This is a genomic window from Tabrizicola sp., from assembly GCF_030694085.1.
GTDB lineage: Bacteria > Pseudomonadota > Alphaproteobacteria > Rhodobacterales > Rhodobacteraceae > Tabrizicola.
In genome coordinates this window covers 556,764-581,512 of the sequence record NZ_JAUXZE010000035.1, presented here as the reverse complement: position 1 = coordinate 581,512, position 24,749 = coordinate 556,764, and the positions used below count along the sequence as shown (strand labels likewise).

The 24,749-nt window shown below is 66.0% G+C and carries 22 protein-coding genes; 10 read left to right on the top strand and 12 right to left on the bottom strand.

From position 1 onward, the window contains the following. Positions 1 to 2,247: a xanthine dehydrogenase family protein molybdopterin-binding subunit gene (locus tag Q8M85_RS07905; RefSeq protein ID WP_305542565.1), complete on the top strand. Its 2,247-nt coding sequence runs from the start codon at positions 1 to 3 to the stop codon at positions 2,245 to 2,247. On the opposite strand, the gene arsJ is transcribed toward Q8M85_RS07905, so the two are convergent. Genes arsJ through Q8M85_RS07890 form a run of 3 tightly spaced genes read right to left on the bottom strand, consistent with a single transcriptional unit; the run spans position 2,240 to position 5,335 of the window. Beyond that, on the bottom strand, positions 2,240 to 3,487 hold the full coding sequence (gene arsJ / locus Q8M85_RS07900; protein ID WP_371135214.1) for an organoarsenical effux MFS transporter ArsJ: 1,248 nt from the start codon (positions 3,485 to 3,487) through the stop codon (positions 2,240 to 2,242). The genes Q8M85_RS07905 and arsJ overlap by 8 nt on opposite strands. Beyond that, complete coding sequence (locus tag Q8M85_RS07895; protein ID WP_305542562.1) at positions 3,484 to 4,491, bottom strand: ArsJ-associated glyceraldehyde-3-phosphate dehydrogenase; 1,008 nt, start codon at positions 4,489 to 4,491, stop codon at positions 3,484 to 3,486. Before Q8M85_RS07895 ends, arsJ begins: the two co-directional genes overlap by 4 nt. Before the next feature lie 4 nt (positions 4,492 to 4,495). Next, positions 4,496 to 5,335: a metalloregulator ArsR/SmtB family transcription factor gene (locus tag Q8M85_RS07890; protein WP_305542559.1), complete on the bottom strand. Its 840-nt coding sequence runs from the start codon at positions 5,333 to 5,335 to the stop codon at positions 4,496 to 4,498. Between the two features lie 739 nt (positions 5,336 to 6,074). Here Q8M85_RS07890 and Q8M85_RS07885 point away from each other — a divergent pair. Both Q8M85_RS07885 and Q8M85_RS07880 read left to right on the top strand, forming a co-directional pair. Next, positions 6,075 to 6,509: a DUF2231 domain-containing protein gene (locus Q8M85_RS07885; RefSeq protein WP_305542556.1), complete on the top strand. Its 435-nt coding sequence runs from the start codon at positions 6,075 to 6,077 to the stop codon at positions 6,507 to 6,509. Between the two features lie 15 nt (positions 6,510 to 6,524). Beyond that, a complete protein-coding gene (locus tag Q8M85_RS07880; RefSeq protein ID WP_305542553.1) occupies positions 6,525 to 8,081 on the top strand; it encodes a sorbosone dehydrogenase family protein in 1,557 nt (518 codons plus the stop codon). Here Q8M85_RS07880 and Q8M85_RS07875 read toward each other — a convergent pair. From Q8M85_RS07875 to Q8M85_RS07865, 3 genes are read right to left on the bottom strand one after another with little or no spacing between them, the layout of a single operon-like run. Continuing rightward, a complete protein-coding gene (locus tag Q8M85_RS07875; RefSeq protein WP_305542550.1) occupies positions 8,078 to 8,380 on the bottom strand; it encodes a hypothetical protein in 303 nt (100 codons plus the stop codon). The genes Q8M85_RS07880 and Q8M85_RS07875 overlap by 4 nt on opposite strands. After that, entirely contained in the window at positions 8,377 to 10,878 is a 2,502-nt protein-coding gene (locus Q8M85_RS07870) for a cbb3-type cytochrome c oxidase subunit I (RefSeq protein WP_305542547.1), read from the bottom strand. Before Q8M85_RS07870 ends, Q8M85_RS07875 begins: the two co-directional genes overlap by 4 nt. Beyond that, positions 10,875 to 11,435, bottom strand: a complete 561-nt coding sequence (locus tag Q8M85_RS07865) for a cytochrome c oxidase subunit II (RefSeq protein ID WP_305542544.1) — start codon at positions 11,433 to 11,435, stop codon at positions 10,875 to 10,877. The genes Q8M85_RS07870 and Q8M85_RS07865 overlap by 4 nt, the downstream gene beginning before the upstream one ends. 195 nt (positions 11,436 to 11,630) lie before the next feature. On the opposite strand from Q8M85_RS07865, the gene Q8M85_RS07860 reads away from it, so the two are divergent. After that, entirely contained in the window at positions 11,631 to 12,098 is a 468-nt protein-coding gene (locus Q8M85_RS07860; protein ID WP_371135220.1) for a DUF2231 domain-containing protein, read from the top strand. On the opposite strand, the gene Q8M85_RS07855 is transcribed toward Q8M85_RS07860, so the two are convergent. Continuing rightward, complete coding sequence (locus tag Q8M85_RS07855) at positions 12,068 to 12,577, bottom strand: CopD family protein (protein WP_305542538.1); 510 nt, start codon at positions 12,575 to 12,577, stop codon at positions 12,068 to 12,070. The genes Q8M85_RS07860 and Q8M85_RS07855 overlap by 31 nt on opposite strands. Beyond that, on the bottom strand, positions 12,577 to 13,272 hold the full coding sequence (locus tag Q8M85_RS07850) for a cytochrome c oxidase assembly protein (RefSeq protein WP_305542535.1): 696 nt from the start codon (positions 13,270 to 13,272) through the stop codon (positions 12,577 to 12,579). Before Q8M85_RS07850 ends, Q8M85_RS07855 begins: the two co-directional genes overlap by 1 nt. A 281-nt stretch (positions 13,273 to 13,553) precedes the next feature. On the opposite strand from Q8M85_RS07850, the gene Q8M85_RS07845 reads away from it, so the two are divergent. The 3 genes from Q8M85_RS07845 to Q8M85_RS07835 all read left to right on the top strand — a co-directional run bounded on the left by Q8M85_RS07845 (position 13,554) and on the right by Q8M85_RS07835 (position 17,045). Then, on the top strand, positions 13,554 to 15,992 hold the full coding sequence (locus tag Q8M85_RS07845) for a heavy metal translocating P-type ATPase (RefSeq protein ID WP_305542532.1): 2,439 nt from the start codon (positions 13,554 to 13,556) through the stop codon (positions 15,990 to 15,992). Then, the gene (gene cueR, locus Q8M85_RS07840; protein ID WP_305543014.1) at positions 15,992 to 16,417 is read left to right on the top strand and encodes a Cu(I)-responsive transcriptional regulator; all 426 of its coding nucleotides are present in this window, start codon (positions 15,992 to 15,994) and stop codon (positions 16,415 to 16,417) included. Before Q8M85_RS07845 ends, cueR begins: the two co-directional genes overlap by 1 nt. A 112-nt stretch (positions 16,418 to 16,529) precedes the next feature. Then, positions 16,530 to 17,045 carry a flavin reductase family protein gene (locus Q8M85_RS07835; protein WP_305542530.1) on the top strand — a complete coding sequence of 172 codons (516 nt, stop codon included), beginning with the start codon at positions 16,530 to 16,532 and terminating at the stop codon, positions 17,043 to 17,045. A gap of 3 nt (positions 17,046 to 17,048) precedes the next feature. On the opposite strand, the gene Q8M85_RS07830 is transcribed toward Q8M85_RS07835, so the two are convergent. Further along, a complete protein-coding gene (locus Q8M85_RS07830) occupies positions 17,049 to 17,645 on the bottom strand; it encodes a GNAT family N-acetyltransferase (RefSeq protein ID WP_305542527.1) in 597 nt (198 codons plus the stop codon). Beyond that, positions 17,642 to 18,052: a ketosteroid isomerase-related protein gene (locus tag Q8M85_RS07825; RefSeq protein WP_305542524.1), complete on the bottom strand. Its 411-nt coding sequence runs from the start codon at positions 18,050 to 18,052 to the stop codon at positions 17,642 to 17,644. Before Q8M85_RS07825 ends, Q8M85_RS07830 begins: the two co-directional genes overlap by 4 nt. A gap of 222 nt (positions 18,053 to 18,274) precedes the next feature. Between Q8M85_RS07825 and Q8M85_RS07820 the strand changes: the two genes are divergently transcribed. Further along, positions 18,275 to 18,685 carry a hypothetical protein gene (locus Q8M85_RS07820; RefSeq protein WP_305542522.1) on the top strand — a complete coding sequence of 137 codons (411 nt, stop codon included), beginning with the start codon at positions 18,275 to 18,277 and terminating at the stop codon, positions 18,683 to 18,685. Between the two features lie 111 nt (positions 18,686 to 18,796). Here Q8M85_RS07820 and Q8M85_RS07815 read toward each other — a convergent pair whose 3' ends face one another. Continuing rightward, entirely contained in the window at positions 18,797 to 19,426 is a 630-nt protein-coding gene (locus tag Q8M85_RS07815) for a hypothetical protein (protein WP_305542519.1), read from the bottom strand. 68 nt (positions 19,427 to 19,494) lie between these two features. Next, on the bottom strand, positions 19,495 to 22,824 hold the full coding sequence (gene carB / locus Q8M85_RS07810; RefSeq protein WP_305542516.1) for a carbamoyl-phosphate synthase large subunit: 3,330 nt from the start codon (positions 22,822 to 22,824) through the stop codon (positions 19,495 to 19,497). 167 nt (positions 22,825 to 22,991) lie between these two features. On the opposite strand from carB, the gene Q8M85_RS07805 reads away from it, so the two are divergent. Beyond that, positions 22,992 to 24,128 (top strand): aminodeoxychorismate synthase component I, encoded by a 1,137-nt coding sequence (locus Q8M85_RS07805; protein WP_305542513.1) that lies wholly within the window; start codon positions 22,992 to 22,994, stop codon positions 24,126 to 24,128. Next, positions 24,086 to 24,697, top strand: a complete 612-nt coding sequence (locus Q8M85_RS07800) for an aminotransferase class IV family protein (protein ID WP_371135213.1) — start codon at positions 24,086 to 24,088, stop codon at positions 24,695 to 24,697. Before Q8M85_RS07805 ends, Q8M85_RS07800 begins: the two co-directional genes overlap by 43 nt. Positions 24,698 to 24,749: the final 52 nt, after the last annotated feature.

The following is a 24,749-nucleotide window of genomic DNA, read 5'->3' as shown; positions in this document are numbered from 1 at the left end:
ATGGCAAGCTGGAAGACCATCACCCGCCGCTCGTTCCTGGTCCTTGGCGCCGCTTTCGTCGGTGGGGCCGCCTTCGGGGCCTACAAGGTTGCCGAAGTGCCCGCGAATCCGCTGGTGCCTGGCCCGGACGGGATGCCGCTGAACCCCTGGGTCATCATCAATGCCGACGGCATCACGGTCATCGCCCCCCGCGCGGAAATGGGGCAGGGGATTTCGACGACGCTCGCTGCGCTGGTGGCCGAGGAGCTGGATGTGGACTGGGACCAGGTCCGCGTCCTGCACGGGCCTCCGGCGCAGGCCTATTACAACGCGGGATTCGTCGAGCGGATGTCGAACGAGCCGGACTACCGGCTGTCGCAGCAACCCAGATCACACAACGCGATCCTGGCAGCTGTGCCGAAGATATTCTCGATGCAGATGACCGGCGGTTCAACCGGGGCCATCGGCGGCTTCGTTCAGATGCGTCTGGCCGGTGCCGGAGCGCGTGAGGCCCTTAAGGCCGCGGCGGCAAAGCGGCTGGGCGTAGCACCAGACACGCTGCGGACAGAAGGCGGCAAGGTGATCGGGGCGCAGACCTTCACCTATGCCGAACTTGCGGCCGAGGCGGCGGACCTGGTGCCCGACGATGTGCCCCTGCGTGACCCCTCGACCTGGCGCTATGTCGGCAAGTCGATGCCGCGGCTGGACATGGTGGCGAAGTCGACGGGGACCGAGACCTTCGGGATCGACATTGTCCTGCCGGGGATGAAGTTCGCCACTGTCCGAATGAACCCGCGGCGCGGGGGGGCGATGACCAGCTTCGACCCGGCTGCGGCTCTGGCACTGCCAGGGGTGGAGCAGGTGGTCGGACTGGGCAATGGCATTGCCGTCATTGCCAGCAACACCTGGACGGCGCTTCAGGCGGCGCAACAGGTGGATGTCCAATGGGGCGAAGCGGACTATCCCGCCGACTCTGCCGCCATGTTGTCCCGGATCGAGGCGGCCTTCACCACCGACCCGGACTCGCGTTTGCGGGATGATGGGGATGTCGAGGCAGAGCTGGCCAAGGGCGACGTGATCGAGGCGGAATACCGCATCCCCTTCCTGGCACACGCGTCGATGGAGCCGCTGAATGCGACCGCCTGGGTCAAGGCCGACGGCTCGGTCGAGGTCTGGTGCGGCAACCAGGCCCCGATCATGACCCGCGATGCCATCGCGTCGGCTTTGCGGATCGGGTCGGACAAGGTGACGCTGCACACGCCGGTCATGGGCGGGGGCTTCGGGGGTCGCACCGATCCAGTTCCCGCCGTGCTGGCCGCCCGTGTGGCGGCGGCGATGCCCGACACGCCGGTCAAGCTGACCTACAGCCGCGAAGAGGACATGGGCCAGGACTTCTACCGTCCGGCTGCCATCGCCCGGCTGTCGGGGCGGATCGAGAGCGGCAAGGCCACCGCGCTGTGGGGGCGCACAGCGGCGCCGTCGGCCACGCGAAGCGCGCTGGCGCGGTTGATCGGTTTTGCGCCCCCCGGCCCGGACCGCGCGACGGTCGAGGGCGGTTTCGACCAGCCTTACGGGCTGCCGCATTACCGCTACGACGGCCATAGTGCCGATCTGGCCGTGCCCCTGGGCTTCTGGCGGTCGGTGGGCAATTCGATGAACGCCTTCTTCCTGGAAAGCTTCATCGACGAGTTGGCCCATGCTGCCAAGGCCGACCCGCTGGCCTTCAGGCTGGAGCTGATGCAGGACACCCACGCGCCCTCGGCCATGTTGCTGGAAACCGTGCGCGAGATGTCGGGATGGGAGAGCCTGAACCGGCCCGGTTTCGGGCGCGGCGTGGCGTTCTGCTATTCCTTTGGCACTCCGGTCGCGCAGGTGATGGAGGTCCAGGAGACCTCTGCAGGGATCAAACTGACCCGCGCCTGGATCGCCTGCGACCCCGGCCTTGCGATGGACCCGTCGATCGTCGAGGCGCAAATGATTGGCGCGATGGTCTATGGCCTGTCGGCCGCGGTGCAGGAAGAGATCACCTTTGCCGATCAGGCGGTCGTGCAGCAGAACTTCCCGGACCATGACGCGCTGCGGATGCACACCACGCCGCGCTTCGAGGTCCGGGTTCTGCAGAACAACGGCAGCTTCGGGCACATTGGCGGCGTGGGCGAGCCGGGGACGCCCCCTGCCGCTCCGGCCTTGGCGAATGCGCTTTTCGACCTGACCGGCACCCGCGCGCGCGAACTTCCGCTGAACAGGACCTTCGACTTCGCTACCTAGGAAGCAGCCGGCGCGCGGCCAACCAGCTGGCAGCCGCCATGACCCCAGCGGTCGCCAGGCAAAGCGGCAGCCCGCCAAGCTGGTAGCTGAGGCCGGAAAGCAGGGTCCCGACCAGACGGCCAGCGGCATTGGCCATATAGTAGAACCCCACGTCCCGCGTGATCCTTTCGGCCGACCCGAAGGCGAGGATCAGGTAGGAATGGACCGATGAGTTGATCGCGAAGACAAAGCCGAAGACCAGAAGACCGCCAATCAGCGTGGCCGTCAGCCAGGGAGCAGGCCCTTCGGCGGCCCATGCGGCCCCGGCCAGCAGGAAGGGGATCGGCACCAGCAGACCGGCCCAGCTGACCGCCTTCCGAACCGTTTCAGCCTCGGGTTGGCCCTTTGCGCCCAGAATTCGGGGGGCGGCGGCCTGCACAGCGCCATAGGCGATGATCCACAGCGCCAGGAACCCGCCAATCAGAAAGAATGCCTCCCGCCGTCCCTCGGCAGTGCCGTCAGACAGGACGGACTGGAAATAGACTGGGATGCCGACCACGAACCAGACGTCTCGTGCGCCGAACAGAAACAAGCGCGCCAGCGACAGCCGGTTGACGCGCGCGTCCTTGGACCGCCAGCCGCCCCAGGCTTCGTCCGCCTTCATCCGCCCGGGCAGGCCCGAGGGCAGGAACAGAACCACTGCGATCAGAATCGCCGCCAGCACGCCCGCCATCGCCCAGACTGCCGTCGTGAAACCAAGCAGGGCCAGCAGGGCCGCCCCCAGGAAGAACCCCAGCCCCTTGACCGCGTTCTTGGACCCTGTCAGCACGGCGACCCAGCGGAAAAGGCCCCCGGCCTCGGTCGGGGCCAGAAGCTTGACCGCCGACTTCGACGACATCTTTGCCAGATCCTTGGCGACGCCTGACACCCCCTGGACCGCCATGACGAAGGCGACCGAGGCTGCTATGCTCCACCCTGGGTCCAGCTGCGCCAGGGCGATCAGCGCGCCAATCTGCAGCGCAAGCCCGCCGTAAAGCGTGGCCGCCAGACCGAAGCGGGCGGCAAGCCAGCCTGCGCCCAGATTGGTGACGATGCCCGCGACCTCGTACAACAGGAACAGCCAGGCCAGCTGGATCGGCGCGAAGCCCAAGGCGTTGAAGTGCAGGAGTACCAGCATCCGCAAGGCGCCGTCCGACAACATGAAGGCCCAGTAGGCCGCCGTGACAGCCGCATAGGCACGCAGGGGGGGTGCGGCGCTCACAGCGATCCGGCCACCATGCGGGCAATGTCGGCCAGGCGGCAGGAATAGCCCCATTCGTTGTCATACCAGGCGTAGATCTTCACCTGCGTCCCGTTGACCACCATCGTGGACTGCGCATCGACGATGGCAGAGCGCGGGTCGTTGGTGAAATCCGACGAGACCAGGGCCCGCGTCTCGTACCCCAGGATGCCCTGCAGCGGACCGTCCGCCGCAGCGGCGAAAAGCGCGTTCACCTCTTCGGCTGTGGTGGACCGCTCCACCTCGAAAACGCAATCGGTCAGCGAGGCGTTGAGGAGAGGCACCCGGACCGCATGACCATTCAGCCGGCCTTTGAGTTCGGGATAGATCAGCGTGATCGCCGTGGCGCTGCCCGTCGTCGTCGGGATCAGGTTCAGCAGCGCCGACCGGGCGCGGCGCATGTCCTTGGCCGGGCGATCCACGATGGTCTGGGTGTTGGTCACGTCATGGATCGTGGTGATCGAGCCATGACGGATGCCCAGAGATTCATGGATCACCTTGACCACCGGCGCGAGGCAGTTCGTCGTGCAGGAGGCCGCCGTCACCAGCGCCTGACTGCCGTCGTAAAGGTGATGGTTCACCCCGTAGACCAGGTTCAGCGCACCGCCATCCTTGACGGGTGCGCTGACGACGACCTTCTTCACGCCCGCCGCATAATAGGGCGCGACCTTTGCGGCGGTCTTGAAGACGCCGGTGCAGTCGATCACCAGATCTATTTCTAGCTCGGCCAGAGGCATAGCCTCGATGGTCTTGTGATGGGTCAGACGGATCGTCTGGCCGTTCAGGACCAGCGCGTCTGGCGCAGCCGCCACCGAAGTCCGCCAGCGACCGTGGACCGAGTCGAACTCCATCAGAAGCGCGTGCTGTTCGGCATCCCCGACGGGATCGTTCAGGAGGACGATGTCCCCTCCGGCCCCCGTGTCGACAAGGTCACGCAGGACCAGCTTTCCGATCCGGCCAAGGCCATTCAGGGCAATGCGGGGCATGGAATCAGGCCTTTGCGTCTTGGTCGGTCGCGATGGCGTCGACATGGGATTGCAGCGAGAGCCGCGTCAGCGACTCGAAGGGCAATTCGACGAAGGCCATGATCCGGCGGCGCAGGGCGGCGTAGGTCCGGGCGAAGACCAGCGCCTTTTCCGCATCGGTGCCAGTGGCCTTCACCGGGTCGGGCAGCCCCCAGTGGCCGGTGATCGGCTGGCCGGGCCAGGGCGGGCACTCCTCGGCCGCAGAGGTGTCGCAGACGGTGAAAACGAAATCCATGACCGGAACGCCGGGCTGCTGGAATTCTGAGACATGCTTGGACCGCAGGCCCGTGATGTCGTGGCCGTTGCGCCGCAGCACATCCAGCGCGAAGGGGTTCAGCTCGCTTCCCGGTCGGGTGCCAGCGGAAAAGGCCTGGAACCGGCCTTTGCCCAGATCGCGCAAAAGTGCCTCGGCAAAGATCGATCGGGCAGAGTTGCCCGAGCAGATGAAGAGCACGTCGAAATCCGTGTCGCGCATGGCGGCGTCCTTCCGGGAGATGAGAAGTCGGGACAATAGGTCGGGTCGCCCCCGACCGACATCGAGGGCGAGGTAGCCGATCAACGCTTCGGTGGCGTCCAGATCGACGGCATAGAACAGCGACCGTCCCTGCCGACGCGCCGCCACCAGACCCACGCTGGTCAGATCGGCCAGGTGGTGGGACAGGGTGTTCTGCTTCAGAGCCAGAGCGGCGGCGATCTCGGTCGGCCGCACACCCTGCGGAGCGAAGCGCATCAGCAGCCGGAAGACGGCCAGGCGGCCGGGATGGCCGAGCGTGGCAAAGGCGTGGGAAGCGGACATCTGTTCCATATTTCCCGAATATTGGAAATCAAATTCGACGTCCAGTGAACCTTTCATGACGCTTTGAATTTGGCCTGGCATCCGCAAAGCCCCGAAAGTGGCCACGTGCGTCCCGATCACCAGCCGGGAGTACCGCTTGGCGCTGGCCGGATACCGGTGGTCGGTCAGGGTGATGACATTCATCCCTAGGCCCAGACCCCGAGGCTGGCGGCCAGAAGATGCACCTTCGGGCGCAACCGGGCAAAGGGCAGACGGGCCAGCCGTGCAAGACCTGCCCTAGGCGCCAAAGCCCATGCACCAAATGCCCGGTGCCTTCAGGATCCGGTGCGCGGCATCAGGTCCGGGGGCATCACTTAGAAGCTGCGGGTCAGGTTCAGAAGCTCCAACTTCAGATGGTCGGCGATCAAGTGGCTGGCAACGGGGCGAGGGCTAGGGGAACCTTCTGAACCAGTCGCGCCGATACCTGGATTTCGGGATGATCTGGACCGTCGCCGTCGTCACCGTGATCATCTCGGTCGGCTTCAATGTTCTGGCTGGCGGGCCGGACCCAGGGTTCTGAGAAGAATGGGAATGACCTCGCAGGAATAGGCGGGGCCCGGGGCCTAGCTCTGCTGACCGGGTGGCGCAATGGCAGTCCGGGACCATCCGCGCCGCACGGTGGACGAACGTGTGGCATCGAGTTTTCCGGGAACCAATTCCTGACGCACCGGGTTTGCCACCAGTGTCCTGCGAAAGTGAAGGGGTTCAGATGGCCGTGCGCAACCTATCCTATTCCGCTTCTCCGCCCTGGGTTTCGATTCCCGGTCAAGAGACACTTAGGTCGTTTGCGGCGGCGTTCTTCACGCTGACCTTGCTGACTGACTGGGCGTATACGCAAACCATGATCCTGATGTGGAAGGATTTTTCTTCCTGGCTTCTGCTTGCGGGCCTAGTTGCGGGCGGATTGGCCGTCCTTCTGTGGCTGATCGGCCTGCTGATCTATCGCAGGCAACCTGTCTGGTTGGTGGTCCTCCTGAACGCCGTCGTGCTGGCAGTGGCGTTCGTCAACAGCCTGGTTCACGCCGGAGACGGCTGGACTGCCATCATGCCGTGGGGCATCGGTCTGTCCCTGGTGACCTGCGTGCTGATGCTTGTCTCGGCAACCCTGCGCCGCACGGCGTTTCTGCCCATGCGGCGTGCCTGAGAGGAGTACTTCAGAATGAAATCCGCGACCCTTTCCCTGCGAGCTGTCCTGATGACCGGCATCGCACTGGCTGCCGTCGTTCCCGTGTCGGCCCAGGCACAGGATGGCGACTTCGACATCTCCAGCCAGATCGGGCCCGACCCGGTACTGCCAGAGCCCGTCTACAGCGATCTCTGGCCGGGGATGAATGTCGGCGAGGTCATCGGCTGGGAAGAGGGCGAAACCCCTCTGGTCCCGGATGGTCTGACGATCACGGCCTATGCGACCGATCTGGTGAACCCGCGAACCCTGCATACGCTGCCGAACGGGGACGTGCTTGTCGTGCAGTCGCGGGCCCCGGAGGGCAAGCCCAAGTTTCGCCCGAAGGACTATATTCGCGGCTGGATCATGAAGATGGCGGCGGGTGGCGGTTCGGGCCCGGCGCCCGAGAGCAACCTGATCACCCTGTTGCGGGACCGGAACCGCGACGGCATGGTGGACGAACGTCATGACCTTCTGACCGGGCTGAACTCGCCCTTCGGGGTGGCCTGGATTGACGACACGCTTTACGTGGCGATGGCCGACGGCGTGGTCAGCTATCCCTATGCCCTGGGCGACACCGAAATCACCACCGACCCGGTCCTGGTAACCCTGCTGTCCGGCGGCCCGTTGAACCACCACTGGACCAAGGACCTGGCTCTCGGCCCGGACGGGACCAAGCTTTATGCCTCGGTGGGGTCGAACTCGAACGCGGGTGAGAACTCGATGGAACTGGAACGGGGACGTGCCGCGATCTTCGAGATCGACCGCGAGACCGGGGCTTCGCGGATGTTCGCGTCGGGCCTGCGCAATCCGAACGGGCTGATCTTCCACCCCGAGACGGGCGTGCTGTGGGCCGTGATAAACGAAAGGGACGAGTTGGGGCCGAACCTGGTGCCGGACTACATGACCTCGGTCGTCGAGAATGGGTTTTACGGCTGGCCCTACAGCTATTACGGCCAGCATGTCGATGAACGGGTTCGCCCGGCGCGACCCGATCTGGTCGAGGCGGCAATCAAACCTGACTATGCCCTGTCCAGCCACGTGGCCGCCCTCGGGCTGGTTTTCACGCATGGCACGGCGATGCCAGAGGACTACGCCAGTGGCGCCTTCGTCGGGCAGCGCGGCAGCTGGAACCGGGAAGAGTTCAACGGCTACAAGGTGTCCTATGTGCCGTTCCGCGACGGGATGCCGGACGGCATGATGCAGGATGTTGTGACGGGGTTCCTTCTGCCGGATGAGGAACAGGTGCGCGGACGTCCGGTCGGTCTGGGGATCGACGGGACCGGGGCGCTGCTGATCGCCGATGACGCGGGCAACACGGTCTGGCGTGTCGCTGCGGCAGATGGCCGGATCACCGACGCCCCTGTCGAGACCGACCGCGTGGCGACCGATCCGGCGGCCGGACCCGCGGCGAACGATGGCACTGCGCCTGAAAGCCCGACCCCCGAGATCCCCGCACCCGAAAGCCCTGCAGAGGACGCGGCCCCGGAAGAGCCCGCCCCGGCAGTTCCGGCGGAACCCACCGCGCCGGACTCCGCACCCACCGACTAGCCGCAGACCGTGATGGTCAGCACCGGCAAGACAGTCCAGAGCGCGGCCGCCAAGGCTGCGGTGCCCAGGATCGTGGCGGCGGTCTGCACGAAGCGCGACTGCGACTGCAGGGCGAGAAGCGCCGCAAGAGCCAGTCCCTGGATCACCACGAAAACGGCCGCCCCGCCGATCAGCGCCAGGCGCGGTTCCAGTTCCTCGGGCCAGTGGCGCGAGCAGGTCAGGCCCTGCAGCGCGTAGATCGCGCTGAAGCCGATCAGCCAGATCGTGAAGGGCAGCGCCAGACGCAGGATATTTGTCATGCGAAGGTCCCCGGCAACCAGGCTGCGGCCAGGGCCACCAGCCCGGTCGCAGCGGTGAAATCGGCCCAGAGCGAGACGATGCGCGCCTCGCCGACCCGCAGGCCATGCCCGGAGATCCGGCGCAATGCGAGGTACCCCAGCATGATTACCGCCAGCGCGGCATGGAAGCCGACATGCCCCGCCAGAAGCCAGAGCGCGGCGTCGTAGGCATGCCCCGCGGGATCTTGTCGGGCCAGCATGACCGAGGCGGCAGCGGTGGCAAGGGACAGCGCCCCGAACAGGCTCAGGACCAGCGCCAGTGCGGTCCGATGGCCGGTCGCTACAGCGCGGGCGGCCAGACGCGGCCCGGCGGCAAGTGCGGCCGCTCCGCCCAGGGCGAGGAGGACCGGAAGCAGCGTGGGGACAAGGTAGGACGGCGGGGGCCAGTTCGGGGCGACCGTCCAGAGGAAGGCATAGCCGAACATCAGCGAGCCGAAATGCACGCCGTCCGCCACCAGCAGGAACAGCGAGCCCCACCAGCCGGGCGGGTCCGGGCTTTCGGCAGCGACCGGCAGGCGCGCTCCGTGACCGGCATCGACCAGCCCTTCGCTCTGGCGGGGGGCGGTGGTCCAGACCCAGACCAGAGCCACGATGACCACGCCCACCAGCGCCAGGGCCGACAGCCAGTAGGCCTGGACCAGCGGGGCCAGGAACGAGGTGCTGGTGACGACGGCGAGCAGGATGGGCAGGGCCGAATTCCCCGGCATGACGGCCACCTGCAACGGCTTGCCCGTCGTGGTGGTGACGATCAGTGCTTCCCGCCTGTTGCGGGAAGTGTCGGCAAGGTAGCCCTCGCCCCTGGCGATCCGCTGCGGCAGGTCGGGGTCATCGGTCAGCGGGTAACGGCCCCGGACGATGGGGATCGAGGCGAAACCGTAGGCAGGCGAAGGCATCGGCGCGGCCCATTCCAGCGTGGTCGCACCCCAGGGGTTCCGCTTGCCGCGCAGCCCGGAGAAGGTGGTGATCCCGATGTCCAGGATGACCAGGGCAAAGCCGATGGCCATGACGAAAGAGGCGGTCGAGGCGATGAGGTTCAGAAGCTCCCAACCCTGCCCCTCGTCATAGGTCCAGGTCCGCCGACGCTGGCCGAGAAGGCCGACCACATGCACCGCCAGGAAGGTGATGTGGAAGGCGGGAACGACCAGCCAGAAGGCCACCGCTCCCAGGCGGAAGTAATGGAAGCGTCCGGTCAGCAGCGGCTGGAAATAATAGACTGCCGCGATCATCGGGAAGACATAGCCGCCGATCAGCACGTAATGCAGGTGGGCAACGACGAAGTGGGTGTCGTGGACCTGCCAGTTGAAGGGCACGATGGCCAGCATGACTCCGGTCAGCCCGCCGATCACGAAGGTCGCGAAGAAGCCCAGCAGCCAGAGCATCGGCAGCTTCATCTGTACCCGACCCTTCCACAGCGTGCCGATCCAGGAAAAGATCATGATCGATGTCGGAACGGCAACCAGCGTCGAGGCGGCCGAGAAGAAGGCAAGGCCAAGGTGCGGGATGCCGGTGGTGAACATGTGATGGACCCAAAGCCCGAAGCTGAGGACCGCCAGCGACACTGCCGCCGCCACGACCCAGCCGTAGCCCAACAGCGTCGTCCGAGCCATCACCGGCAGGATGGTGGCGATCATCCCGGCGGCGGGCAGGAAGATGATGTAGACCTCCGGGTGGCCGAAAAGCCAGAAGAGGTGCTGCCACAGGAGCGGGTCGCCGCCGTTCTCGACCTGGAAGAAGGGCCATCCAAGGGCGCGCTCGGTTTCAAGCAGCAAGGAGCCCAGGATCATCGGCGGGAAGGCGGTCAGGATCATCACCGCGACGACCAGAATGTACCAGGCGAAGATCGGCATCCGCGACAGGCTCATCCCGGCGGCGCGATAGCGCAGGACGGTCACGACGATCTCGACCGCAGTGGCGATGGCAGAGACCTCGATCGAGGTGATGCCCAGAAGCCAGACGTCGGCCCCGATCCCCGGCGAAAAGGCGGCCGAGCTGAGCGGTGGATACATGAACCAGCCGCCGTCCGGGGACAGCCCCATCAGCATGGCGACGATCACCGCGCTGCCGCCGAAGATGTAGACCCAAAGCCCGTAAACCCCAAGCCGGGGAAAGGCGAGGTCGCGGGTTCCCAGCATCCCAGGCAAAAGCAGGACCGCCAGCGCCTCGAAGAAGGGGATGGCAAACAGGAACATCATCACGGTGCCATGCATCGTGAAGACCTGGTTGTAGGCCTCGGGTCCCATGAAGGCCGAGCCGGGCGTTGCCAGCTGCGCCCGGATCAGCATGGCAAGAAGGCCACCGATCACGAAGAACAGTGTCGCCACGGCCAGGAAAAGCCGCCCGACATCGTTGTTGTTGTTCGTGGTCAGCCAGCCCCGGAAGCGGGGGTCGGGCGACCAGATGCGTTCAAGCTGACGGTGCAGGCGCAGGGCCGTGCCGCGGCGGGGGGGCTTCTGGGTCATGGCGGCCCCTCTTGCAGGAAGCGGACCCAGGCCGCCGGGTCGTGCGCCTGGACGGTGAAGACATGACCGGCATAGCCCGCGCCGTTGAACTCGGCGGTCTGGCCGGAATAGGTGCCTGGTGCGGGGGCCTCGATCCGCAGCACATTCACATGGCCGGGCAGGGCGTCCAGCTTGCCCGCAAGGCGCGGCACCCAGAAGGAATGAACGACATCGCGGCTGGTGATCTGCACATCGACAGGTCGTCCGGCGGGGATGTGAAGCACACCGTCGGTCGCAAGGCCGGGTGCATCGGGATAGCCGAAGGTCCAGGCCCATTGCCGCGCCTCGGCGGTCACTGTCACCAGGTCGGGGGTGTCGCGGGGCAGCAGCCGTTCGCCCATCTGCAGCCCGTAGACTGTCAGCGCGGCCAACGTCGTGAGCGGGAAGGCCAGGCCCAAGGTCCAGAGCCACAGCCCCGTCCCCCTCTCGGAGTCGTCGGACTGCGCCGGCCGGCGTAGCAGGGCGGCGATCAATAGGGCAAGGACGAGCACCAGGATAGCAAGGCTGCCCGCCAGCATGATCCACCAGATTTCCGCGATGGCTGCTGCTGCCGGACCGGCCGGATGCAGGGTCGAGAGCCGATCCTGGCAACCGGCAAGCCCCTGAAGCGTTGCCCCGCAGGCCAGAAAGCGAAGGAGTCTCCGGTGACGCAGAAAATCGATCCGCCGCGCAAGGAGCCCGAACCAGACGAGGCCGCCTCGGTCAACGATCCGATTGCCAGCCATCCCGACTTCGACAAGACCGAAAGCCGGATGGCCATCCTGGGCCATCCGCTGCATGCCATGACTGTCGCCTTTCCGGTCGCGCTGACCTTCTGCGCCTTCGGGGCGGACCTGTTCTACTGGTGGTCGGGCGAGGAGCGCTGGGCCTGGGCGGCGCTTTGGGCCTGCGGCACGGCCTTCCTCTTCGGACTGCTGGCAGGGTTCACTGGCACGATGGAGCTTCTGATGGTGCCGGGCATCCGCATCCGCGCGGCCGCCTGGACGCATTTCGTCATCGCGGTCATGCTGCTGTCGCTTCTGGGGCTGAACTGGGGCTGGCGGCTGACCGGCTACGAGACTGCCGTGCTGCCTTGGGGGCTGCTGCTTTCCGGCTTTGCGGTCCTGGTGGTAAGTGCGACGGGTTGGCATGGCGGCAAACTGGTCTTCGATTATCGGTTGGGAACGTCGAAGGGCAACTGACGGTCCAAGGGCGCCGTCAGCCAGGCGGGGACCGGCAGTTCCTCCAGCTCGGGTTTCCCCAGAACCAGCATCAGGACACCAATTACCAGACCCAGGGTGACAAGGCCCGGCATCAACGCTGCGGGAGGGTCATGGCGGCCGTCGGTCTCGGCCACGGCAATGATCGTGTGTCCGACCCAGGCGTGGACGGCGACCAGCCCGGCCACCAGGACCAGCTTGCCGAACAGCCAGACTGTGAAGACGTCGCGCAGGTAGATCAGCATGGTGCCGGTTACGATGGCCAGGACAGCGGCGGGGGTGACGGCCCAGACATAGGTGAAGTGGGTGGCGCGGCGGATCTGGGCGAATTCGGACTGAATCATCCCGGGTTCGTGCCGCGCCAGCATCTGCGGCAAAGCAAAAAGTCCGGCGATCCACAGCGCCAGTAAGCCCAGGTGCAGGGCCTTGATGTGCGGGGTCAGTGCCTCGGCCCAACTCATCAGGCTGTCCCTGTTGCGCGCCAGGCGCGGCGGGCCAGCATCCCGCCCCAGACCGCATAAGGCAGCCCGGCCGGCATCCACATCACCAGACCGCCCAGCTGCTGATCGGCAAGCGGTGTCATGCCCCACATGAGCGGCGCGGACGCGTGGGCCGCATAGAGGCCATTGGGGGCAAGGGTCAGGATGGCGCCCAGCATCCCCATACCAAGATAGCCAAGAAAGACCCAGACGACCCCCGCACCAGCGGGTTGCGAAAAGACGGCGCGCCAGAACATCCAGGCCAAGGCCAGAAGGCTTGCCTGCATCACCCAGTACACCGCCATGTCCGAAAGGGCGGCGTCATAGGCGACTGGCAGATGCCACAGCCAGAGTGCCGCCGTCGCCAGAAGGAACGGCAGTCCTGCGCCGGTGCTCCTGCGCGACGGTCGGGCCAGTGCCAGAAGGGGGGCCGCGATGGCCACCAGCAGGACGTGGTGCACGACTCGCGCCGAGAAAAGCGCCGCGGACAAGGCGCAGAGGGGCGACAGGAAGGTTATCGTCAGCACGACAACGGCGGCATATCCCGGCCTGCTTCGACCCGACAGCAGCGCCAGACCTGCAATGACTGCAAGCGCCCAGGGGTCGAGGTTCCAGCGCAGCAAGATCTCTTCCGGTGCAGGCGCAGGGCCGCAGTAGATGCCTTCCCACCCGGTCATGCCGCGACCCGCGCGCCGAACCGCAGCCGATTATCAAGGGCGTGCCGTAGGCAGGACGTCGTTGGATATGACGGGCCCATGCGGGAAGTCCTTGTCCAGATCGTCGATCAACGCAGAAGCTTGCGGTCCGTTCCACGTCCAGACGACGGTCGCGTCCCGACCGAGAACGTCGTGGGCGGCAGTTTTCCAGGGCATGTGAAAAAAAGCCGTCAGGGGCTTGACCTTGCCATCATGGGAAGGTCCATATGAGGAAGGTCCCGACCATCAAGGAGGATCGGACCATGACTGCTCCACGCATTGAAACCACCCTCGCTCTGCCTATCACCGGCATGACCTGCGCCTCCTGCGCGGGGCGCGTCGAACGGGCGTTGAAGGCCGTGCCCGGCGTCAGTTCGGCTGCGGTCAACCTGGCGACCGAAACGGCCGAGATCACCGGCATCGCCCTGCCCGACGCGCTGATCGGCGCGGTCGAGAAGGCGGGCTACCATGTCCCCGTCACCGCCCGGGACCTGACGATCGAGGGCATGACCTGCGCCTCTTGCGTGGCCCGCGTGGAACGCGCGTTGAAGGCGGTGCCGGGGGTGACGCTGGCCAATGTGAACCTTGCCACCGAAAGCGCGCGGGTCGAGGGGGCGGTTGATCCCGCGGCCCTGATCCAGGCGGTCAAGGCCGTGGGATACGAGGCGCACGTCGCCTCGGCCCAGGACGCGGAGACTCCGGCCGAACGCCGCGAGCGCGAGGCCGAGGGGCTGACCCGCGACGTGATCCTAGCGGCCGTCCTGACCCTGCCGGTCTTCGTGCTGGAGATGGGCGCGCATCTGGTTCCGGCGTTTCACCACTTTATCATTGGGACCATCGGGCAGGGCGCAAGCTGGCTGATCCAGTTCCTGCTGACCACATTGGTCCTGGCCGGTCCCGGTCGGCGGTTCTTCGTCAAGGGTATCCCGGCGCTCGTGAAGGGCGCGCCCGACATGTCGTCGCTGGTCGCCATCGGGTCCGGCGCGGCCTGGGCCTACTCGACGCTGGCGACCTTCCTGCCGGGGCTGCTGCCGCCGGGTTCGGTCGTGGTCTATTTCGAGGCGGCGGCGGTGATCGTGACGCTGATCCTGCTGGGCCGCCTGCTGGAGGCGCGGGCCAAGGGCCGGTCGTCCAGGGCGATCGAGCGGCTGGTGGGCTTGCAGCCCTCTGTCGCGCACCTGCGGCGTGACGGACAGGTCCGCGACGTGCCGGTGGCCGAGGTGCGCACGGGCGACCTGCTGGAGCTTCGCCCCGGTGAACGGGTGCCGGTGGACGGCCGGGTGGCCGAGGGCGCAAGCTGGATCGACGAGTCGATGGTCACGGGCGAGCCGCTGCCGGTGGAAAAGCACGCCGGCGACCGGGTGATCGGCGGCACGGTGAACCAGACCGGCGCCTTGGTGATGGAGGCGGTCTCGGTCGGCGCGGACACCATGCTGTCGCGGATCATCCGCATGGTCGAGGCGGCGCAGGGCGGCAAGCTGCCGATTCAGGCGCTGGTCGACAAGGTGACGCTGTGGTTCGTACCTGCGGTGATGGGTCTGGCGGTGGCGACCTTCCTGGTCTGGCTGGTGTTCGGTCCGGCGCCATCCCTGCCGATGGCCCTGGTCAATGCCGTGGCGGTGCTGATCATCGCCTGCCCCTGCGCGATGGGGCTGGCGACCCCGGTGTCGATCCTGGTGGGGACGGGCCGGGGCGCCGAACTGGGGGTCCTGTTCCGCAAGGGCGAGGCCTTGCAGGCGCTGCAAGGCGTGCAGGTCGTGGCGTTCGACAAGACGGGAACCTTGACCGAGGGCAAGCCGGTGCTGACCAGCTTTCAGCCCGCGGAGGGCGAGACGAAGGAGAGCCTGCTGCCGGTGCTGGCGGCGGTCGAGGCGCAATCGGAGCATCCCGTCGCCCGCGCCATTGTCGTGGCGGCTGTGGGAATGACCCTGCCCGCGGTCGAGGGGTTCCTGGCAAAGCCCGGCCATGGCGTCTCGGCCCGGGTCGGCGGGGCAGAGATCGCCCTGGGTTCGGCCCGTGAGATGGGCAATCGTGGCGTGGATATCGCCGCCTTCCTGCCCGAGGCCGAGCGGCTGGCGGATCGGGGCGAAAGCCCGCTTTATGCGGCGCGGGATGGCAAGGCCGTGGCGCTGCTGGCAGTCGCCGACACGGTGAAGCCGACGACCCCGGCCGCGATTGCCGCGATGAAGGCGATGGGGCTGAAGCTGGCGATGATCTCGGGCGACAACGCCCGGACGGCGCGGGCCATCGCGCGGGATCTGGGCATCGACGAGGTGGTGGCGGAAGTGACACCCGAAGGCAAGGTCGAGGTGATCCGCAAGCTGAAGGCCGAGGGCGCGCTGGCGTTCGCCGGGGACGGGATCAACGACGCCCCCGCCCTGGCCGAGGCGGATGTGGGGATCGCGATGGGCACCGGCACCGACATCGCCATCGAGGCGGCGGATGTGGTGCTGGTCTCGGGGCGGTTACCCGCGCTGGCCGATGCCATCGGGCTTAGCCGCGCGACGATGCGGAACATCAAGCAGAACCTGTTCTGGGCCTTTGCCTACAACGCCGCCTTGATCCCGGTGGCGGCAGGGGTCCTTTATCCGACCTTCGGCATCCTTCTGTCGCCCGTGCTGGCCGCAGGGGCGATGGCGATGTCGTCGGTCTTCGTCCTGACCAACGCCCTGCGGCTGAAACGCTATGGAGCCCGCGCATGATGAACATCGGTGAAGCCGCAGCCGCCAGCGGCGTCTCGGCCAAGATGATCCGCTATTATGAGGAGACGGGACTGATCCCGCCGGCCGGGCGCACCGCGTCCGGCTATCGGACCTATGGCCCGAAGGAGGTGCAGATCCTGCGCTTTGTCCGACGGGCGCGGGATCTTGGGTTCCCGATGGAAAAGGTGGCGGACCTGCTGGCGCTCTGGCGGGACCGCAGCCGGGCCAGTGCGGACGTCAAAGAGCTTGCCGAAGCGCAGGTCGCTGCCCTTGAGCTTCGCATCCTTGAAATGCAGGCGATGAAGGCGAGCCTGGAACATCTGGTCCATTCCTGTGCCGGGGATGCCCGACCGGACTGCCCGATCCTGGACGATCTGGGGGGGCGTCCCGCGCGCGCGGTGCCAGCCCGCTCACGCTATTCCTGAGCGCAACAAAAACCCTTCAGGCCAAGGCGTCCGCCATTTTCACGGCGCGTTTATGGCTTACATGGTCAGAAGGGCCCTCGCGGCCACCAAAGTCCGAACGCCGGGATACCAGATGCCTGAACTTGCCGACCTCCGCGCTGCCTTCGTCGAAGGCATGAGCCGCGCGGCCACTTTTGTCGCTGTCGCCACCACGGATGGCGAGGGCGGACGTGCGGGCGTCACCGTGTCCTCGCTCACTTCGGTCTCGGCCGATGGCGAACATCCGTCGCTGCTGGTCTGCATCAACCGCCAATCCCCGGCGGCGACCGCGATCCTGCAGAACCGCGCCTTCTGCGCCAACCTTCTGGCCGAGGACCAACAAGAGATCGCGAACCTGTTTGCCGGACGCAGTGCCGCCGACCGGGCCGAGCGTTTCGAGCAGGTGACCTGGTCTGCCGGCGACGCGGGTCAGCCCTTGCTTGCCGGGGCCACGGCCAGTTTCGAATGTCGCCTCGCCACCGCCCTCTTGTGGGAGACGCACCATGTCATCATCGGTCGCGTCAATACGGTGCGGCTGTCGGGCAGCGGGTCGGCCCTGCTTTACGGGCAACGGGCTTACCGGCGGGCGATCCACCTGGACGTGAAGTAGGCGTCAGAGCTTCCGCATCCAGAACTGCAAGGGCTTCTCGGTGTCGGCGCTGTCGCCAAGGTCCTTCCAGCTGAACCTTGCCAGCACGCCCGGCAGCGTCTCGTACCCCCGCCCCCGCCAGAAGGCGTCGTTGGTTCGGGCGGCTGCGGGTCGGGCCGGGTGGTCGTCGGGCCGGATCACCGAGCAGAAGGCGACATGGGTGCGGCCCAGGGCGCGTGCATGGGCCTCCCGAAGGTCGATGAAGCGGTGCCCGAGGCCGAGACCGCGGTAGGGGCGAAGAAGGACGGACTCCGCCCCGTAAAGGATGCTCTCGGGCGGGATGCCAAGGTTGCGGAACGGTGCCGCGAACTCTGGCGCGTGGTCCTCCATCGGGGTCGAGGTCGAGGCGCCGATCAAATGGCCGTCGTGGAACGCCCCGACCAGAAGCGCGCCCGGGTTGTCGCGGTAGGTGGCGAGGTATTCGCGTTCGTATTCGTGGGAGCCGTCGTAGAGGTAGGGCCAGTCCCGGAAGACGGTGATCCGCAGCTGGGCGACGCCGTCGAGGGCGGCTTCGAGGTCGGGGCCGTTCAGGGCGCGGACGTCGATTTCGTCAAGGTTCATCGGCTGACCTGCTGGGTCCAGTCGTTCAGGTTGTAGAAGGTGGTGATGCGGCAGATGAGGCCGTCCCTGACCTCGAAGAACCCCCCGGCGGGGAGGATGTAGGTCTGGCCCTTCGCTTCGGGCAAGCCGGGGTCGGTCTTCAGGTAAACCCCGTGGACCACGAATTCGGCGGCCCCCCGGGTGCCGTCGTCGGTGGCGAAGATGGTGAGGTCGCGGAGTTGCTCCCGGTAGCTGACCCCCATGTGGCCGCAGAATTCGGCGAACTTCGCCTTCCCGATCCGGTGCCCGCCCTCGTTCACCCGATGCTCGATGTCGTCGGCGAGACAAGCGAGCATCCCCTCGGGGTCGCCCGCGTTGAAGGCGTCGTAGTAGCGGCGGATCAGGGAAAGGGTCGTCTCGCGGGTCATGGGGGTCTCCTTTGGGGCCGGAGAGTAGCGGGCCGGGGCGGGGTTTCCAAGCCGGAGGGGACGGATTGGGGACGGAAAGCGACCTTGGGGGGAGGGGTGTCCACGGTGGACAAAACGGAGTCTGGGAGGGATTTCAGTGGGTTGGATTTTCTCGTTAGGGGATTGTTAAGGATCGGGCGGCTATGCATTAGTGGCAGAAAGTTATGAACAGGGGATTCTCCCGTGCGGAATTTCGTGGTTGTGTGTTCCTTTGTGGCTTTGGTCGGATGCGTCGAAACGAGTGTGCAGCCGCTGACGCAGACATCGTTCAAGATCTCGACCGAAGCCGAGGATATGTGCGGTGCCAAGGGTACGCGGGAGATTGCCTTCCGTGAGGCAGCCATCGAAGTCATCAAGCGTGGCGCTGACCGCTTCATCGTCGTGGGGGATCAGTCCAGGGCGGAGATTACTGGCGGGATGTTCACCACATACGGTGGCTTCCAAACCTACGGGACGAACACGCAGGACATGGTTATCCAGATCATCCAGAAGGGTGATGCGCGGATGAGGGATGCCTTGTCGGCGCGCCAAACACTTGGCCCGGATTGGCAGGCGATTGTAGCCAAGGGTTCTGCGGACAGTTGTCTGTCATAAGTCTTGCGAAAGATCACAACCGGCGCGGGCGTTAGCGTTTCTGGAGGGGTGGCTGGAATAGGCGCTTGCACTGAGGACAGCCTAGCGCAAGCCAGGCACTAAATACCCAATCTAGATGGAGGTTGTATCTGCAGAGCCGGACTCGGTCGGGAGTCGGTCCGCTGGAGTGGTCGTGGCGTTAAGCCTAGCCTCTGGACGAAATTCGCGAATGATTTCTGCGAACAATTGTGCTGGGCTAAGTCGCGCATGGAGAAGCAGTCCGACAAAAGCTGATAAGACCAAGACAAAGCCAAAGGGCCCCATTGCCGTGCCGATGTCCGTCGCCCTGACGACGACTGAGCCCAGCACCAGAGCCCAAGACAACCCCGCGATGCCTCGCATTCCTCCCCACGAAAGAACAATCGCCGCAGCCAAGAGGTAGTTCGAAATTGTTCCCCCTACGGCAAGAGAAATCAGACTTGCAAACACTGAAGTGAAAAGTGCGAAGGACAGAAGGCCGAATACAGACGAACTCCAGCGTAAAATTCCACGCAAGTACAGCGGCAAGACAAAAGCTATTGCAATGGGTGCGGATATCAGTCCCGGCGCTAAGGAGCATTCGTCTGTAAAAAACAGCCACTTTGTACAGGTGAAAGTCATGAAGCCAATTGTTGCTGCAATGACTAAGCAAACTAACGACAAAAGCTTTCTTGTTGAGTGACTGAACTCACGCTCGTCTACCAAATGCTTATAAGGCATCATTCACCGCTTCAGATCGCGCGTGCGCTAAGAAACTTTGTCTGATGCTCAAAGCTAAGCTTGTCAACGACTCATCCCTGCAACGTCCGCACGCCATACCCCTCGCCCCGGGCCTTCATCGCGGCCACGGCGGCCACACTCGCCGCAGCGGTGGTGAAATACGGGATCTTGTCCATCAGCGCGACGCGGCGGATATCCCGGCTGTCGGACACCGCCTGCGTGCCCTCGGTCGTGTTCATCACCAGCGCGATGTCGTTGTTCTTCAGACGGTCGACGATGTTCGGGCGGCCTTCGTAGACCTTGGCGACGGCCTCGGACGGCACGTCCTGCGAGGCAAGCCACTTCGCAGTGCCCTTGGTGGCGACGATCACGAAGCCCATCGCAACAAGGTCGCGGGCGGCATCAGCCAGCGCCGGGGTCTTGTCCATGTCCTTGACCGACAGGAAGACGCGGCCTTCGGTCGGCAGGATCGTCCCGGCGCCCATCTGGGCCTTGAGGAAGGCCAGGGCGAAGGTGCGGTCCCAGCCCATCACTTCGCCGGTTGACCGCATTTCCGGGCCAAGGACCGGGTCGACGCCGGGGAAGCGGGCGAAGGGGAGGACGGCCTCCTTGACGGAGAACCACGGGGTGTTCGGGTCGGCCAGCGTCAGCGGGTCGGCGAGCGGCAGGTCGGTGTCGGGGCCGACGCCGGCGGGGTAGGGGGCGCGCATCGGGAAGGCCGAGAGCGGCTCACCAGCCATCAGGCGGGCGGCGATACTGGCGATGGCGGAGTCGGTGGCCTTGGCGACGAAGGGCACGGTGCGGCTGGCGCGTGGGTTCACTTCCAGGACGTAGATCACGCCGTCCTTGATCGCGAATTGCACGTTCATCAACCCGACGACGTTCAGGGCGAGGGCCATGATGACGGTCTGGCGTTTGAGTTCCTCGACGGTCTCGGCGGAGAGCTGGTGCGGCGGGAGGCAGCAGGCCGAGTCGCCGGAGTGGACGCCAGCCTCCTCGATATGTTCCATGATTCCAGCGACATGCACGGCTTTACCGTCGCTTAACGCATCGACGTCAACCTCGACGGCACCGGAGAGGTAGCTATCGAGGAGGACGGGCGAGTCGCCGGAGACCTGGACGGCGGTGGTGATGTAGCGTTCCAGCTGGGCGTCGTCGCGTATGATCTCCATCGCGCGGCCACCAAGGACGAAGGAGGGGCGGATGACGAGGGGGTAGCCGACATCCTGCGCGACGGTGAAGGCCTCATCGCGGCTGCGGGCGGTGCCGTTGTGCGGCTGCTTGAGGCCAAGCTTGTGGAGAAGCTGCTGGAACCGTTCGCGGTCTTCGGCAAGGTCGATGGCGTCGGGCGTGGTGCCGAGGATCGGGATGCCTTCGGCGTGGAGCGCGTTGGCGAGTTTGAGGGGCGTCTGGCCGCCGAACTGGACGATGACGCCGTGGAGAGTGCCGTTCTCCTGCTCGACCCGCAGGATTTCGAGGACGTGTTCCAGGGTCAGCGGCTCGAAATACAGGCGGTCGGAGGTGTCGTAGTCGGTGGAAACTGTCTCGGGGTTGCAGTTGACCATGATGGTCTCGTAGCCCGCGGCGGTGAGGGCGTAGCAGGCGTGGACGCAGCAGTAGTCGAATTCGATGCCTTGCCCGATGCGGTTCGGGCCGCCGCCGAGGATGACGACCTTCTTCGCCTTGGTGGGGCGGGATTCACATTCCACGTCGCCCATCGCGGGGTGTTCGTAGGTGGAATACATGTAGGGGGTCTGGGCCTCGAACTCGGCGGCGCAGGTGTCGATGCGCTTGAAGACGGCGGTGACGCCGAGGCGCTGACGGGCGCGGCGGACCTGCGCTTCGTCGCGGCCCGTGAGTTTGGCGAGGCGGGCGTCGGTGAAGCCCATCATCTTCAGCTTGCGCAGGGCTTCGGGGTTGGTGGGCAGGCCGTCCTTGCGGATGGTGGCCTCGGTGTCGATGATCTCGCGGATGCGGGACAGGAACCAGGGGTCGAAGGATGTGATCTGGTTGATCTCGTCGTTGGTCAGCCCGTGGCGCATGGCCTGGGCGATGACGCGCAGGCGGTCGGGGGTGGCCTGGCCGAGGGCCTTTACGATGGAGGCCTTGTCCGGCGCGCCCGGGATGTCGATTTCGTCAAAGCCCGTCAGTCCGGTTTCCAGCGACGCGAGGGCCTTTTGCAGCGACTCGTGGATGGTGCGGCCGATGGCCATCGCCTCGCCTACGGATTTCATCGCGGTGGTGAGGTTGGGTTCCGAGCCGGGGAATTTCTCGAAGGCGAAGCGGGGGATCTTGGTGACGACGTAGTCGATGGAAGGTTCAAAGCTGGCGGGCGTGACCTTGGTGATGTCGTTGTCGAGTTCATCCAGGGTGTAGCCGATGGCGAGTTTCGCAGCGATCTTGGCGATGGGGAAGCCGGTGGCCTTGGACGCCAGCGCGGAGGATCGCGACACGCGGGGGTTCATTTCGATCACGACCATGCGGCCATCGGCGGGGTTGATCGCCCATTGCACGTTCGAGCCGCCGGTTTCGACGCCGATCTCGCGCAGGACGGCGATGCTGCCGTTGCGCATGATCTGGTATTCCTTGTCGGTCAGGGTCAGGGCCGGGGCGACGGTGATGCTGTCGCCGGTGTGCACCCCCATCGGGTCGACGTTTTCGATCGAGCAGACGATGATGGCGTTGTCGGCGCGGTCGCGGACCACCTCCATCTCGTATTCCTTCCAGCCCAGCAGCGACTGGTCGACCAGCACCTGTGCGACCGGGGAGGCCTCAAGCCCCGAGCGGACAATCGCCTCATAGTCGTCGCGGTTGTAGGCGACGCCGCCGCCGGTGCCACCCAGGGTAAAGGCCGGGCGGATGATGGCGGGCAGGCCGACATATTCGATGGCGGCGACGGCTTCGGCGACACCGGCGGCGATGTCGTATTTGCCGTCGGCCTTCTTCGGTGCCGCGATGATGGTGGCCTTGGGGTTTTCCAGGCCGATCCGGTCCATCGCCTCACGGAACAGCTTGCGGTCCTCGGCCATCTCGATGGCCTCGCGCTTGGCCCCGATCAGTTCGACCCCGAACTGGTCCAGCACGCCCATGTCGGCCAGCGCCAGCGCCGTGTTCAGGCCGGTTTGCCCGCCCATCGTCGGCAAAAGCGCGTCGGGGCGTTCCTTTTCGATGATCTTGGCGACGACTTCGGGGGTGATCGGCTCGATGTAGGTCGCATCAGCAAGCCCCGGGTCGGTCATGATCGTCGCAGGGTTCGAGTTCACCAGGATGACCCGGTAGCCTTCTTCACGCAGGGCCTTGCAGGCCTGGGCGCCGGAGTAGTCGAACTCGCAGGCCTGGCCGATGACGATGGGGCCCGCGCCGATGATCATGATCGACTTTATATCGGTCCGCTTCGGCATCGTAGCCCCCACCTATTGCGCAAAATTGTGCGGGTTATAGACAGAAGCCGGACCGGCGCAAGGGGCAAACCGGCGGGTCGCAAACCCCCTTAAGCCTGTCGGGAAAGCCACTGGCGCGGGGTGCAGGATCGGCCTATCTCGGACGGCAGGACAGTAAGGGTGCGCGGGTGATCCTTCTTGAACATGGGCCAGACGGGGCACCGGCGCTTTTCGACGCGCCGCGCGAGGTCATTGCGGCCCATACGCAGAAAGACGTCGCGCCCGCCCTTGCCCGGGCCGAGGCGTTGCGGGCACAGGGGGCCTGGCTTGCAGGCTATGTCGCCTACGAGGCAGGCTATGCACTGGAGCCGAAGCTCGCCCGCCGGATGCCCCGCAAACGCCCCGGGCCGCTGCTGGCGCTGGGCGTCTATGACGCGCCCCGTCCGGCGGTCGAGGCGCTGGAGCGTGCGGCCCGGGATTCAGGTGCCACTCGCATGACCGCGCCCGCGCCGCTGGTCAGCCGCCGCGCCTATGGCTATGCGGCGCGCAAGGTTTTCGACTATATCGCGGCGGGTGACTGCTATCAGGTCAACCTGACCTTTCCCATGGCGGCGCACCTGGTTTCCGGGACCGCGTTGGGCCTTTATGGCGCGTTCCGTCGCACCGGAGCGGTGGGGCACGGCGCCTATGTCGACCTGGGCGTCGGACCCATCGTCGTTTCCCGCTCTCCTGAACTGTTCTTCATGGTTCAGGGCAGCAAGATCGTCACCCGTCCGATGAAGGGCACGCGGCCCCGCGGCAAGGATGCGGCCGAGGATGCCGCGATCATCGCGGATCTGCGCAGCGACGAGAAGGACCGCGCCGAGAACCTGATGATCGTGGACCTGCTGCGCAACGACATCTCGCGGCTGTCGAAGGTGGGAACGGTGCAGGTCCCGGCGCTGTATGCGATCGAAAGCTATGCGACGGTTCACCAGATGACCTCGACCGTTGAGGGGGTGCTGGACGGACCGGCGACCCTGCCGGGGCTGATGGCGGCGCTGTTTCCCTGCGGATCGGTGACCGGCGCGCCAAAGATCAGGGCGATGGAGATCATCCGCGAGGTCGAACCGGATGCCCGTGGCGTCTATTGCGGCGCGGTCGGCTGGATGTCTCCGCAGGGCGATGCGGATTTCTCAGTCGCGATCCGCACGCTGTCGGTTGACGGGGACCGGATCACGATGAACGTGGGCGGCGGGCTGACGCATGGCTCGACGGTCGATGGCGAATGGGAGGAGGCGCTGTGGAAGGCGCGCTTCGTGAATGCGGCGGTGAGCCGGGACTGAAGCTGATCGAGACGGTGCTGTGGGACGGTCGCGCCGCGCCGCGCTGGACCCTGCATGAGGCGCGGTTGCGGCGGTCGGCTGAACTGCTGGGCTGGCGGTGCCCCGGGGTGATGCCGGACGGCCCGGGTCATCCGGCGCGGCTGCGCCTGACGCTGGATCGGGACGCAAGCGTGGATTGGACGGTGGCCCCGCTGCCCCCTGCCAAGGCCGAATGGCGGGTCGGGCTGGCGCGCGCGCGGTTGCGCTCGGACGATCCCTGGCTGCGGGTCAAGTCGACGCGGCGCGAAGCCTATGACCGCGCGCGCGCGTCGCTGCCGGCGGGGGTGGACGAGGTGATCTTCCTCAACGAGCGCGGCGAGGTCTGCGACGGGTCGATCACCAGCGTCTTCTTCGACCGGGGGCAGGGACTGCGCACGCCGCCCCTGTCTTGCGGCCTTCTGCCGGGTGTGTTGCGCGCGGAACTCGGCTGCCCAGAAGAACTGCTGCGGGCCGAGGACCTGCCCGAGGTGCGGCTTTGGGTCGGCAACGCGCTGCGCGGCCTGATCCCCGCCGTTTTCATCTTTGGATAAATATCCCCGCCGGAGGCCCTTGCGACCAGGGTCGGCTGCCTCCGGCGGGGAT

Bases quoted from the DNA above. Each gene is read 5' to 3' on its own strand.
- Q8M85_RS07905 (WP_305542565.1), top strand. From the start codon at position 1: ATGGCAAGCTGGAAGACCATCACCCGCCGCTCGTTCCTGGTCCTTGGC.
- Q8M85_RS07895 (WP_305542562.1), bottom strand. From the start codon at position 4,491: ATGCCCCGCATTGCCCTGAATGGCCTTGGCCGGATCGGAAAGCTGGTC.
- Q8M85_RS07890 (WP_305542559.1), bottom strand. From the start codon at position 5,335: ATGGAACAGATGTCCGCTTCCCACGCCTTTGCCACGCTCGGCCATCCC.
- Q8M85_RS07885 (WP_305542556.1), top strand. From the start codon at position 6,075: ATGGCCGTGCGCAACCTATCCTATTCCGCTTCTCCGCCCTGGGTTTCG.
- Q8M85_RS07880 (WP_305542553.1), top strand. From the start codon at position 6,525: ATGAAATCCGCGACCCTTTCCCTGCGAGCTGTCCTGATGACCGGCATC.
- Q8M85_RS07875 (WP_305542550.1), bottom strand. From the start codon at position 8,380: ATGACAAATATCCTGCGTCTGGCGCTGCCCTTCACGATCTGGCTGATC.
- Q8M85_RS07870 (WP_305542547.1), bottom strand. From the start codon at position 10,878: ATGACCCAGAAGCCCCCCCGCCGCGGCACGGCCCTGCGCCTGCACCGT.
- Q8M85_RS07865 (WP_305542544.1), bottom strand. From the start codon at position 11,435: ATGCTGGCGGGCAGCCTTGCTATCCTGGTGCTCGTCCTTGCCCTATTG.
- Q8M85_RS07855 (WP_305542538.1), bottom strand. From the start codon at position 12,577: ATGAGTTGGGCCGAGGCACTGACCCCGCACATCAAGGCCCTGCACCTG.
- Q8M85_RS07850 (WP_305542535.1), bottom strand. From the start codon at position 13,272: ATGACCGGGTGGGAAGGCATCTACTGCGGCCCTGCGCCTGCACCGGAA.
- Q8M85_RS07845 (WP_305542532.1), top strand. From the start codon at position 13,554: ATGACTGCTCCACGCATTGAAACCACCCTCGCTCTGCCTATCACCGGC.
- cueR (WP_305543014.1), top strand. From the start codon at position 15,992: ATGAACATCGGTGAAGCCGCAGCCGCCAGCGGCGTCTCGGCCAAGATG.
- Q8M85_RS07835 (WP_305542530.1), top strand. From the start codon at position 16,530: ATGCCTGAACTTGCCGACCTCCGCGCTGCCTTCGTCGAAGGCATGAGC.
- Q8M85_RS07830 (WP_305542527.1), bottom strand. From the start codon at position 17,645: ATGAACCTTGACGAAATCGACGTCCGCGCCCTGAACGGCCCCGACCTC.
- Q8M85_RS07825 (WP_305542524.1), bottom strand. From the start codon at position 18,052: ATGACCCGCGAGACGACCCTTTCCCTGATCCGCCGCTACTACGACGCC.
- Q8M85_RS07815 (WP_305542519.1), bottom strand. From the start codon at position 19,426: ATGATGCCTTATAAGCATTTGGTAGACGAGCGTGAGTTCAGTCACTCA.
- carB (WP_305542516.1), bottom strand. From the start codon at position 22,824: ATGCCGAAGCGGACCGATATAAAGTCGATCATGATCATCGGCGCGGGC.